Below are 12,202 nucleotides of genomic sequence, written 5' to 3' on the forward strand. Positions count from 1 at the left end.
TATGTTTCAGATTCTAAAAGCAGATAAAACGATCGACTTTATGCGTTGGTCGAAGTTAGCGTTTATTTTCTCAATTTTGATGATAGGTGCTTCACTCTTTACACTTTCAACTAAATGGTTGAATTGGGGTTTAGATTTTACTGGCGGAACTTTAATTGAAGTTGGCTTTGAACAGCCTGCTAACCTTGAAGATATCCGTGGCGCACTTGAAGCGAAAGGGTTTGGTGATGCAACTGTGCAGAACTTTGGCTCTGCGCGTGAGGTGATGGTTCGTTTGCGTCCTCGCGACAATGTCGCGGGTGAAACACTTGGCAACCAGATCCTTTCAGCTATCAAAGAAGGAACTGGTAGTAGTGTTGAGATGCGCCGTATTGAGTTTGTTGGGCCAAACGTGGGTGATGAGTTGGCTGAAGCGGGTGGTTTAGCCATTCTTGCTTCTCTAATTTGTATCCTGCTCTATGTGTCTATGCGCTTTGAATGGCGTTTAGCGGCAGGGGCGGTTTTGGCTTTGGCGCACGACGTTATCATTACTCTTGGCATATTTTCTATTATGCAAATTGAGGTTGATCTGACTATTGTGGCAGCACTGCTGACGGTGGTGGGTTACTCGCTCAACGATACCATCGTTGTATTTGACCGTATCCGTGAAAACTTCCGCAAATTGCGTAAAGGTGATTCCGCGGAAATTATGAACAGCTCAATCACCCAAACATTAAGCCGTACATTAATTACATCCGGTACGACTTTGCTAGTAGTTATTGCACTGTTTGTGCAGGGCGGTGCCAACATTCATGGTTTTGCAACGGCATTGCTATTGGGTATCACTGTTGGTACTTACTCTTCAATCTATGTTGCGTCTGCACTGGCATTGAAATTGGGTATCACACGTGAGCACTTACTTCCACCTCAAGTGGAAAAAGAAGGTGCTGAGTTTGACGAACTCCCTTAGAGTTATACCTGCAACTTCAAGTTATTTGGGTATGTCTTGATTACTAAAAATCATTTAAACGCCAAAAGCCGCAGAAAATTCTGCGGCTTTTTTCTAATGTGAAATTGGTATGATACTTAAGGTAAAGAAAAAGCCTCGTATATTGCTATACGAGGCTTGAATCAGCTGTGACGGAGCTTGATACTGTTCAGTGCAATCTATTTAAGGATAGCGCTGTTACCGTTTTCGCGGATGTGTTTAAGAATTGATTTTACGCCGCGAGCACTTGAGCCAACGATATTACCAGACTTCATGTAGTCAGTACCGCCAGCAAAGTCAGTCAGGATAACACCAGCTTCACGAGCGATTAGCTCACCAGCAGCCATATCCCAAGGTTTCAAGCCCAATTCGAAGTAACCATCAACACGGTTTGCTGCTAGGTAACATAAATCTAGAGCTGGGGAACCTGTACGACGGAAATCCGCACATTCAACAAAAAGAGCAGACATAATCTTCATGAAAGATTCAGAGTGTTGTTTTTGTTTGAATGGGAAGCCTGTAGCCAGTACCGCACCTTGAAGATCTTTCAATTGCTTAACACGGATACGAGAGTTGTTTAGTTGTGCACCAGAACCACGTTGAGCGGTAAATAGCTCGTTACGCATTGGGTCATAAACACAAGCAACTTCTGTTTTTCCTTTGATACGAACAGCGATAGAAACCGCGAAGTGAGGTAAACCTTTTACAAAGTTTGTGTTGCCATCCAGTGGGTCGATGATCCATTGAACGTCCTTATCTTTACCGTCGATAAGACCGTTTTCTTCAGCAACGATACAGTGTTCTGGGTAAGAACTCTTGATTGTATCTATGATCATAGCTTCTGCTTCTTTGTCTACGTTAGTAACAAAGTCATTAGTGCCTTTCTGAGTGGTTTCGATTTTCTCAGCGTTTTCTAGCGATTTAGCAATATGATTGCCAGCTTTTCGCGCAGCGCGAATAGCTATGTTTAGCATTGGATGCATACAGTTTTCCCAACGGATGTTAAAGAACGAAAAAGCGGGCGGCAGTATACCAAATTTTTATTAAAAAGGAAGTGGTTATTTTTTGCTCGTTCGGTCTTGTATCACACAAGGACCTGACTATTTTGGTCAGGTTTATGTTAATATCTCGGCGTTTTAATTTTATTGGTGTTATGTGCAATGTTAGACAATGTAAAAGTCGTTTTGGTGGGCACTTCTCATTCTGGAAATATTGGCTCTGCGGCCCGTGCAATGAAAGTGATGGGGCTGAGCAAAATGGTTTTGGTTGCGCCGCAATGCGAAGTTGACGCTCAAGCGATTGCTTTAGCTGCGGGCGCTAGCGACATCGCGCTAAATGCAGAAATTGTTGAAACATTAGACCAAGCCGTTGAAAACTGTGGTTTGGTGGTGGGTTCAAGTGCTCGCTCTCGTACATTAGAATGGCCAATGCTTGAGCCGCGAGAATGCGGTGAGAAATTTGCAATTGAGGGTCAACAGCATCCTGTCGCGTTGGTGTTTGGTCGCGAACGAACGGGCTTAACTAACGAAGAGCTGCAAAAGTGTCATTTCCACGTCTGTATTCCTGCTAACCCAGAATACAGTTCTTTGAACTTAGCAATGGCAGTGCAAACCTTGAGCTACGAGATTCGTATTGCGCATTTGGATTACGAGAAAAAGGGTTATCCATCGCAGCCTCAAGAAGTTTACTCACGTCACAATGAGCTAGAAATGTTTTATGAGCACCTTGAAAAGGTGATTACTCAAACCCAATTTATCTCTAAAGAACAGCCCGGTCAGGTAATGAATAAACTTCGTCGTCTATTCAGTCGTGCACGTCCTGAAGCTCAAGAAATCAATATATTACGCGGTATTCTAACGTCAATTGAAAAGCATAGCACTACTAAGTAATTAACCTCTTTTATTAAATGGTTAAATACCTGACTAATTTAGTCAAATAAATACTTGACCATTTTAGTCGGGTATGGAAAAATACTAACCACATAATCAATGTGGATACGGTATGATATGAGACTTACATCTAAAGGAAGATATGCGGTAACAGCCATGTTAGATGTGGCTCTGCATTCGCAGCAAACCCCAGTGCCACTGGCGGATATTTCAGAGCGCCAAGGTATTTCGCTCTCTTACCTAGAGCAGCTTTTTTCTAAATTGCGCAAAGCTGGCTTAGTGGCGAGTGTGCGTGGCCCTGGTGGTGGTTACCGCTTAGGTGCTGATGCATGCACAATTTCGATTGGTACTGTAATTGCGGCTGTGGATGAATCCGTAGATGCAACCAAATGTAATGGTAAAGGTGACTGCCAAGGTGGTACTCGCTGTCTAACCCATACATTATGGCGTGATCTAAGCTCACGCATCAGTGACTTTCTCAATAACATCTCTCTTGGTGAGTTGATGGTTGATAATGAAGTCCTACAAATTTCTGATCGCCAAGACATAGGTCTTACGATAAACCACGGGTTAACCAAGAAAAATACTAATGCCGTTACAATCGGCTCGGCACCCGTAGGTCTTAATGCTCGCTCATAGCGGCGATGTTTACATTGGAGTAGAAAATGAAACTGCCTATTTATTTTGACTATTCAGCTACCTGTCCTGTTGATCCTCGTGTGGCTGAAAAGATGGTTCAGTGCATGACGATGGACGGTAATTTCGGTAACCCGGCTTCTCGTTCTCACCGTTATGGCTGGCAGGCAGAAGAAGCGGTAGACACGGCGCGTGAGCAAATTGCAGATCTAATCAATGCAGATCCACGTGAAATCGTATTTACTTCTGGCGCTACAGAATCAGATAACCTCGCAATTAAAGGTGCTGCGCACTTTTATGCTAAGCAAGGTAAGCATATCATTACATGTAAAACCGAGCACAAAGCCGTGCTTGATCCTTGTCGCCAACTTGAGCGTGAAGGTTATGAAGTGACTTATCTTGAGCCTGAATCTAATGGTTTAATTGATCTTAAAAAGTTAGAAGCAGCACTACGTGATGATACGGTTCTTGTTTCGATCATGCACGTGAACAACGAAATTGGTGTTATCCAAGATATTTCTGCAATCGGCGAATTGTGTCGTGAGCGCAAAGTTATTTTCCACGTTGATGCCGCACAATCGGCAGGTAAGGTGCCTCTTGATGTGCAAGAAATGAAAGTTGATCTGATCTCTTTCTCTGCACATAAGATATATGGCCCGAAAGGTATTGGTGCACTTTACGTTCGTCGTAAACCTCGTATTCGTCTTGAGGCGCAAATGCACGGTGGCGGTCATGAACGAGGTTTCCGTTCAGGTACACTTCCGACTCACCAAATTGTCGGTATGGGTGAAGCGTTCCGCATTGCAAAACTAGAGATGCAAAACGATTTCGCACACGCCAAAGCACTGCGTGACCGTTTACTTGCTGGAGTCCAAGATATGGAAGCCGTTACAGTAAATGGTGATCTAGAGCAACGAGTTCCGCACAACCTAAACGTGAGTTTTGCTTTCGTTGAAGGTGAATCGTTGCTGATGTCTTTAAAAGACCTTGCCGTATCATCGGGCAGTGCTTGTACATCAGCAAGCTTGGAGCCTTCGTATGTACTGCGTGCTCTGGGGCTCAACGATGAATTAGCACATAGCTCAGTGCGTTTCTCGTTTGGTCGTTTCACGACAGAAGAAGAAATTGACTACGCGGTTGAGCAAATCCGTGTAGCCGTTAGTAAATTACGCGACATGTCTCCTCTATGGGATATGTATAAAGAGGGAGTTGATCTGAACACCGTTGAGTGGGCACATCACTAGTTATTCATAAAGAACTAGTTATTCCCAAGGAAATAGAGGATTAGAGGAAACTATCATGGCATACAGCGAAAAAGTAATTGATCACTACGAAAACCCACGCAATGTAGGTTCTTTTGATAAAGAAGATCCATCAATTGGTAGTGGTATGGTTGGCGCGCCCGCTTGTGGTGACGTAATGAAACTGCAAATTAAAGTCACACCAGAAGGCATCATTGAAGATGCGAAGTTTAAAACTTATGGTTGTGGTAGCGCTATTGCTTCAAGCTCATTAGTAACTGAATGGGTAAAAGGTAAAAGCATTGATGAAGCAGCTGCAATTAAGAACTCTGAAATTGCTGAAGAACTTGAACTTCCACCCGTTAAAGTTCACTGCTCAATTTTGGCAGAAGATGCTATCAAAGCAGCCGTTGCTGACTATAAAAAGAAACACCAACAATAATTTATCAGGGAGTGAACGTTCACTCCCACAATTTCAAACCAAGAATCTAGGGTTGTAGTATGGCCATTACCTTAACTGAAGCAGCAGCAAATCGCGTTAGAGCATTTCTGGATAACCGAGGCAAAGGCGTTGGATTACGTCTTGGAGTGAAAACGACCGGTTGCTCGGGTATGGCTTATGTACTGGAATTTGTTGATGAACTCAACAATGAAGATCAAGTGTTTGAAGATCATGGTGTAAAAGTCATTATCGATGCAAAAAGCCTCGTTTATCTCAGCGGCACACAGCTAGACTACGTAAAAGAAGGGCTAAACGAAGGTTTTGAATTCAACAACCCAAATGCGAAAAGTGAATGTGGTTGTGGTGAAAGCTTCAACGTGTAATGGTTAGCTTTCGGATAGCTAGGCTCATCATTGATAACGAGCCTAGTACCGAGCACTAGGAGCGATGTGTTAATGAACTACTTTGAATTATTTGGGCTACCAAGTCAGTTTGCGCTGGATGGTAGCCTTCTTTCTTCCCAGTTTCTGGCTTTGCAAAAGCGCTTCCATCCGGATAACTTTGCAACTGCTTCAGAACGAGACCGCTTACTTGCTGTGCAAAAAGCCTCTCAAATCAATGATGCTTATCAAGTATTAAAAGCTCCCATAACTCGCGCGGAATATCTGCTGGCAGAAAATGGTATCGAGCTACGGGGTGAGCACCAAACCCTGCAAGATCCGATGTTCTTAATGGAACAAATGGAATTGCGTGAAGAGTTGGAAGATATCGCTTCGCATCCTGAAGCAGAAAGTGCTTTATTCGATTTTGAAAGCAAAGTAAGCAAGATGTATAAACAACATCTTACTTTAGTTGAGCAACAGCTGAATGAAAACCAGTGGAGCACTGCTGCTGATACGGTTCGTAAGCTGAAATTTATTGCCAAACTAAAACATGAAATAGAACGAGTCGAAGAACGTTTACTCGGCTAATTCCGTAATAAGGACCAATCAATGGCATTACTTCAAATTGCAGAACCAGGTCAAAGCTCCGCGCCGCATCAGCATAAACTCGCGGCAGGTATTGACCTTGGTACGACTAACTCATTAGTCGCTTCCGTTCGAAGCGGTGATGCGACAACGCTTGTTGATGAGCAAGGCCGTAGTATTCTGCCTTCAGTTGTGCATTACACGGCAGAAACAAGTTTGGTTGGCGATGCTGCCAGAGAAAAAGCACAACGTGATCCTGCTAACACCATTATTTCTGTGAAGCGTTTGATTGGACGCTCATTGACTGATATTCAAGCGCGCTACCCAACCTTACCTTATCACTTTAAAGCCAGTGACAATGGTTTACCTATTTTGCAAACGGCGCAGGGTGATAAAAATCCGATTCAAGTATCGGCTGATATTCTAAAGTCATTGGCTAAACGTGCTGAGCAATCACTAGGTGGTGAGCTGGCTGGCGTGGTCATCACTGTACCGGCTTATTTTGATGATGCGCAGCGTGCAGGAACCAAAGATGCGGCTAATCTTGCTGGTCTGCATGTGCTTCGTTTGCTCAATGAACCGACGGCAGCTGCCATTGCTTACGGTTTAGACTCCGCTCAAGAAGGCGTTATCGCTGTTTACGATTTAGGTGGTGGCACATTTGACATCTCTATTTTACGACTGTCTAAAGGCGTATTTGAGGTACTGGCAACTGGCGGAGATTCTGCATTAGGTGGTGATGATTTTGACCATTTAATTGCTGAACATTTACAAGCGCAAATCGGCTTGCCTTCACCATTAAGTGCAGAGCAAAACCGCACGTTACTGGATGCGGCTACCGCGGCCAAAATAGCGTTGTCGGATACAACCAGTGTTGATGTTTCGGTATTAGGCTGGGACGGGCATTTTACGCGTGAAGAGTTTAATCAACTGATCACACCACTGGTTAAGAAAACATTATTGTCGTGCCGTCGTACTTTGAAAGATGCTGAAATTGATGCCGATGAAGTGCTAGAAGTGGTGATGGTTGGTGGATCAACTCGTACGCCTTTAGTTCGTGATTTAGTCGGTGAATTTTTTGGTCGTACACCACTGACCAGCATTAACCCTGATGAAGTCGTGGCGATTGGTGCGGCTATTCAAGCGGATATTTTGGTAGGTAACAAGCCTGACTCTGAAATGCTGCTGCTTGATGTTATCCCGCTTTCACTGGGTATCGAAACCATGGGTGGATTGGTCGAGAAAATCATTCCACGCAACACTACGATTCCAGTCGCAAGAGCTCAAGAATTCACTACTTTTAAAGATGGCCAAACGGCGATGACTATTCATACCGTGCAAGGTGAGCGTGAGATGGTCGATGACTGCCGTTCATTAGCGCGTTTTTCTTTAAAAGGTATTCCACCGATGACCGCGGGTGCTGCTCATATTCGTGTCACTTATCAAGTTGATGCTGATGGTTTGCTATCCGTCACAGCAATGGAAAAGAGCACTGGTGTTCAGTCTGAAATTCAAGTTAAGCCTTCTTATGGTTTGAGTGATAACGAAGTGGCGGACATGCTTAAAGACTCAATGGCGTTTGCTGAAAAAGACATGCAAGCTCGTGTACTAGCAGAGCAAAGAGTTGAAGCTGACCGCGTTATTGAAGGGCTTATTTCAGCGATGCATGCTGATGGCGATGAGCTTCTTACAGAAAGTGAAAAACAGCAATTACTTGGTGCGATTGAAGCGTTAATTGCACTACGCAATGGTGAAAGTGCCGATGCCATTGAGCAAGGTATTAAAGATACAGACAAAGCTAGCCAAGATTTTGCTGCACGTCGAATGGATAAGTCGATTCGCTCGGCATTGGCTGGCCAGTCTGTGGACGATATTTAAAGAGAAAAATTATGCCTAAGATTATTGTTTTACCTCATGAAGATCTTTGCCCTGAAGGTGCCGTGCTTGAAGCAAAAACAGGCGAAACCGTGCTTGATGTCGCTTTGAAAAATGGAATCGCTATTGAGCACGCCTGTGAAAAGTCATGCGCTTGTACAACTTGTCACGTCATCATCCGTGAAGGGTTTGATTCACTGAATGAAAGTGATGAACTGGAAGATGACATGCTTGATAAAGCATGGGGTCTAGAGCCAGAATCTCGCCTTGGATGCCAAGCTCGAGTCTGTAGTGAAGATTTAGTGGTCGAAATTCCCAAGTACACGCTAAACCTCGCTTCTGAAGATCACTAGTAAGCGCGGCGTGGGCAATCCGCTTACGCCAGTGTTTGATTAAATAAGGGCAATAAGATGAAATGGACAGATTCTCGCGATATTGCGATTGAGCTATGTGATTTGTATCCAGATGTCGATCCTAAAAATGTACGTTTTACCGACTTACATCAATGGGTAATGGAACTGGATGAATTTGATGATGAACCGAACCGTTCTAACGAAAAAATCTTAGAAGCCATCATCTTATGTTGGATGGAAGAAATCGACTAATGTTTGTTTAATCCCATCGCTAACGCTATGGTAATTTGGTAAAACATCACCGAGTTAACAATTCTTGCTAAAAAAAGCGGACCTTATGGTCCGTTTTTTTATCAACTTGACATTTTAACCCTACAAAATGCTAACATCCTCTCGTTATTTAATCGTAATGGCACAGGTAAGGCCATATCCAGGCAAGGAGAAACCATGTCTACAAAGATGTCTGTATTTATTAGCCAAGAAGCTGCCCAGCCTCAGTGGGGAGACAAGGCGATTTTGTCATTTTCAGAAAATGGCGTAACTATTCATGTAATCGAAGGTTTGCACGATGTCGCAACTGTTCAGCGTGCAGCACGTAAGTTGGATTCGCAAGGCATCAGAGCCATCAGTTTACAAGGTGAGGGCTGGGATCTCGAAAGCATTTGGGCATTCCATCAAGGCTACCGTGAAGCGAAAAAACTTAACACATTAGAGTGGCAACCACTGGCTGAGCAAGAGCAAGCAGAGCTGGAGTATCGCATCAAAGCGACTGAATGGACGCGTGATATCATCAACAAAAGTGCTGAAGAAGTAGCACCTCGTCAGTTAGCGACGATGGCCGCTGAATTTATCAAGTCACTGGCACCGGACCATGTCAGCTACCGTATTGTGAAAGATAAAGATCTTCTTACTGAAGGGTGGGAAGGGATTTATGCTGTCGGGCGCGGCTCTGAGCGTACTTCGGCAATGCTGCAGTTGGATTACAACCCAACGGGCAAGGAAGATGCCCCAGTATTTGCTTGTCTAGTGGGCAAAGGAATTACTTTTGATTCTGGCGGCTATAGCCTCAAGCCATCAAATTTCATGACATCCATGAAGGCGGATATGGGCGGGGCTGGTACTATTACCGGCGGCCTAGGTCTGGCGATCATGCGTGGTTTCAATAAGCGAGTGAAGTTGATCCTTTGCTGTGCGGAAAACATGGTGTCAGGTCGTGCACTAAAACTGGGTGATATTATCACTTATAAAAATGGTACTAGCGTTGAAATTATGAACACCGACGCGGAAGGCCGTTTAGTGCTTGCTGATGGCTTGATGTTCGCCGATGCACAAAAACCAGAGCTGATTATCGATTGTGCGACACTAACGGGCGCAGCGAAAAATGCGTTGGGTAATGATTACCACGCGCTACTGAGCTTTGATGACGAGTTAGCACATCAAGCACTTACTGCGGCAAGTCAGGAAAAAGAGGGGCTATGGCCACTACCTTTGGCTGATTTCCACCGCAGCATGCTACCTTCCAGTTTTGCCGATCTTTCTAATATCAGCTCTGGTGATTATTCACCAGGCGCAAGTACAGCGGCCGCTTTCCTTTCTTACTTTGTTGAAGATTATAAGAAAGGCTGGTTGCACTTTGATTGTGCGGGTACTTACCGCAAATCATCAAGTGACAAGTGGGCGGCAGGCGCTACGGGAATGGGCGTACGCACGCTAGCTCGTATCTTAACTGACCAAGCCAAATAATTTTGAGGCGGCCAAGTATGTTGGCCGCTAATTATAACTAAAAAAACAAAAGTAGAAGGACAACCTTATGGCTCTAGAAAGAACCTTTTCTATCATTAAGCCCGATGCAGTAGAACGTAACTTGATTGGTGAAATTTATCACCGTATTGAGAAAGCGGATTTGCGTATTGTTGCCGCAAAAATGTTGCATTTGAATCAAGAGCAAGCCGGTGGCTTTTATGCTGAACATGAAGGCAAAGCCTTCTTCGCTGATCTGACCAAATTCATGACTTCAGGACCGATTATGGTTCAAGTTCTTGAAGGGGAGAATGCCATCGCTCGTTACCGTGAGCTGATGGGTAAAACCAACCCAGAAGAGGCCGCTTGCGGCACTATTCGTGCTGATTACGCATTAAGTATGCGTTATAACTCTGTACACGGAAGTGACAGCCCTGAGTCAGCAGCGCGCGAAATTGCTTTTTTCTTTCCTGAATCAGAAATCTGCCCTCGCTAATCTTGCTTGTCATGCATTTAAATAGAACATCATCCGCAGTATCCCTACGTACTGCGGATTTTTTGTTTTTACAGCGTTGGCATTGAGCCGATAAAATTCATCCCTCAATTTTACTGGTGAGATATTATGGCCTTAAGAAACTCGTGGTTTTAGTCCCCTTGTTGTAGATGTCTAAAGGCTGTACAATTCGCGCCCTTAATTATTGTTTCCATCTCTGTGAGGCTACATGGCTACTGAAAAAGTCAATCTACTCGATTTTGATCGCAAGGGGCTGCGTCATTTTTTTGCTGAGGAACTTGGTGAAAAAGCATTCCGTGCTGATCAAGTAATGAAGTGGATCTACCATTTTGGTTGTGATGACTTCGAGAGCATGACAAACATCAATAAGAAGTTGCGTGAAAAGCTACAGCAAAAATGTGAAATTCGCGCTCCTATCGTATCTGAAGCACAGCACTCTTCTGATGGCACTATCAAGTGGGCAATGCGTGTTGGCGATCAAGATGTTGAAACGGTATATATTCCCGATGAAGATCGCGCGACACTGTGCGTTTCATCTCAGGTGGGCTGCGCATTAGAATGTAAATTCTGCTCAACCGCTCAACAAGGTTTCAATCGTAATTTAAAAGTGTCAGAGATCATTGGCCAAGTTTGGCGTGCTGCACGTGAAATCGGTTTGGAAAAAGAAACTGGCCGTCGTCCTATCACTAACGTTGTCATGATGGGAATGGGTGAGCCATTACTCAACATGAAAAACTTGATCCCAGCGTTAGAAATTATGCTGGATGATCTCGGTTTTGGGTTATCAAAACGCCGCGTAACGGTATCGACGTCTGGTGTGGTTTCTGGCTTAGATCAAATGACGGGGCAAATTGATGTCGCCTTAGCCATTTCTTTGCATGCGCCAAACGATAAGCTGCGTAGTGAAATCATGCCGATCAATGATCGTTGGGATATTCAAGATTTCTTAGCATCGGTACGCCGTTATATTGCCTCTTCCAATGCAAACCGTGGAAAAGTGACCGTAGAATACGTTTTACTCGATCATGTCAACGACGACATGGATCACGCCCATGAACTGGCTCAATTAATGAAAGGCACGCCGTGCAAGATTAACCTGATCCCGTTTAATCCATACCCTGGCTCACCATATAAAAAACCAAGCAACTCACGCATTGACCGCTTCCAAAAAACATTAATGCAGTACGAGCATACGGTAACAATACGTAAGACTCGCGGTGATGATATTGATGCAGCATGCGGGCAGCTAGTGGGAGACGTGATTGACCGTACTAAGCGAACAAAAATCAAGCAAATGCACGGTGATGTGATTGCTGTCAAAGCGCTTTAAATAACACCCTAAGCAAAGCTAGAGATTTCTCTGGCTTTGTTCATTTTTACCATTTGAAATGATTTAACCTCATTTTGAGGTCAATTTAATGAAAAATCTTGACCTGTCAGTAATTTCTTTCCCAAAGCGATGTTGTTTAACATCAAATATCCATTAGAATTGTTCATCAAGCTAAAGCTATTTCTAAAATCGCCTGCATAAATTAATGCAAAGTTTTTACACCGCTGGAATGCGCCTAATTCGTTGC

General features: G+C 44.0%; 14 protein-coding genes. 13 read left to right on the forward strand and 1 reads right to left on the reverse strand.

Going from position 1 to position 12,202, the window contains the following annotated elements; genetic code table 11:
* Position 1 precedes the first annotated feature (1 nt).
* The gene (secF, locus tag HGG78_RS05215) at positions 2 to 949 is read left to right on the forward strand and encodes a protein translocase subunit SecF (RefSeq protein WP_053310411.1); all 948 of its coding nucleotides are present in this window, start codon (positions 2 to 4) and stop codon (positions 947 to 949) included.
* A gap of 197 nt (positions 950 to 1,146) precedes the next feature.
* On the opposite strand, the gene suhB is transcribed toward secF, so the two are convergent.
* Positions 1,147 to 1,950, reverse strand: a complete 804-nt coding sequence (gene suhB / locus HGG78_RS05220; RefSeq protein ID WP_053310410.1) for an inositol-1-monophosphatase — start codon at positions 1,948 to 1,950, stop codon at positions 1,147 to 1,149.
* A gap of 177 nt (positions 1,951 to 2,127) precedes the next feature.
* Here suhB and trmJ point away from each other — a divergent pair, with 177 nt between their 5' ends.
* The 12 genes from trmJ (at position 2,128) to rlmN (ending at position 11,955) form a co-directional block, all read left to right on the forward strand.
* On the forward strand, positions 2,128 to 2,856 hold the full coding sequence (gene trmJ, locus HGG78_RS05225; protein ID WP_053310409.1) for a tRNA (cytosine(32)/uridine(32)-2'-O)-methyltransferase TrmJ: 729 nt from the start codon (positions 2,128 to 2,130) through the stop codon (positions 2,854 to 2,856).
* 117 nt (positions 2,857 to 2,973) lie between these two features.
* Positions 2,974 to 3,495, forward strand: coding sequence for a Fe-S cluster assembly transcriptional regulator IscR (gene iscR / locus HGG78_RS05230; protein WP_071233038.1), 522 nt, complete (start codon positions 2,974 to 2,976; stop codon positions 3,493 to 3,495).
* Between the two features lie 26 nt (positions 3,496 to 3,521).
* A complete protein-coding gene (locus HGG78_RS05235; protein ID WP_053310407.1) occupies positions 3,522 to 4,736 on the forward strand; it encodes an IscS subfamily cysteine desulfurase in 1,215 nt (404 codons plus the stop codon).
* 55 nt (positions 4,737 to 4,791) lie between these two features.
* Entirely contained in the window at positions 4,792 to 5,175 is a 384-nt protein-coding gene (iscU, locus tag HGG78_RS05240; RefSeq protein ID WP_053310406.1) for a Fe-S cluster assembly scaffold IscU, read from the forward strand.
* A gap of 59 nt (positions 5,176 to 5,234) precedes the next feature.
* Positions 5,235 to 5,558, forward strand: coding sequence for an iron-sulfur cluster assembly protein IscA (gene iscA / locus HGG78_RS05245; protein ID WP_172532260.1), 324 nt, complete (start codon positions 5,235 to 5,237; stop codon positions 5,556 to 5,558).
* A gap of 72 nt (positions 5,559 to 5,630) precedes the next feature.
* Positions 5,631 to 6,146: a co-chaperone HscB gene (hscB, locus tag HGG78_RS05250; protein WP_171980368.1), complete on the forward strand. Its 516-nt coding sequence runs from the start codon at positions 5,631 to 5,633 to the stop codon at positions 6,144 to 6,146.
* Between the two features lie 21 nt (positions 6,147 to 6,167).
* A complete protein-coding gene (gene hscA / locus HGG78_RS05255) occupies positions 6,168 to 8,021 on the forward strand; it encodes a Fe-S protein assembly chaperone HscA (protein WP_172532261.1) in 1,854 nt (617 codons plus the stop codon).
* Between the two features lie 11 nt (positions 8,022 to 8,032).
* A complete protein-coding gene (gene fdx, locus HGG78_RS05260; RefSeq protein ID WP_053310402.1) occupies positions 8,033 to 8,371 on the forward strand; it encodes an ISC system 2Fe-2S type ferredoxin in 339 nt (112 codons plus the stop codon).
* A 57-nt stretch (positions 8,372 to 8,428) separates the two neighbouring features.
* Positions 8,429 to 8,623 (forward strand): Fe-S cluster assembly protein IscX, encoded by a 195-nt coding sequence (gene iscX, locus HGG78_RS05265; protein WP_053310401.1) that lies wholly within the window; start codon positions 8,429 to 8,431, stop codon positions 8,621 to 8,623.
* Positions 8,624 to 8,818: 195 nt separating this feature from the next.
* Positions 8,819 to 10,114 (forward strand): aminopeptidase PepB, encoded by a 1,296-nt coding sequence (pepB, locus tag HGG78_RS05270; protein WP_172532262.1) that lies wholly within the window; start codon positions 8,819 to 8,821, stop codon positions 10,112 to 10,114.
* 67 nt (positions 10,115 to 10,181) lie between these two features.
* Complete coding sequence (gene ndk / locus HGG78_RS05275; RefSeq protein ID WP_053310399.1) at positions 10,182 to 10,607, forward strand: nucleoside-diphosphate kinase; 426 nt, start codon at positions 10,182 to 10,184, stop codon at positions 10,605 to 10,607.
* A 226-nt stretch (positions 10,608 to 10,833) separates the two neighbouring features.
* On the forward strand, positions 10,834 to 11,955 hold the full coding sequence (rlmN, locus tag HGG78_RS05280) for a dual-specificity RNA methyltransferase RlmN (protein WP_053310398.1): 1,122 nt from the start codon (positions 10,834 to 10,836) through the stop codon (positions 11,953 to 11,955).
* The last annotated feature ends 247 nt before the right edge of the window (positions 11,956 to 12,202 follow it).

Source organism: Vibrio aestuarianus, from assembly GCF_012395185.1.
Classification (GTDB): Bacteria; Pseudomonadota; Gammaproteobacteria; order Enterobacterales; family Vibrionaceae; genus Vibrio; species Vibrio aestuarianus.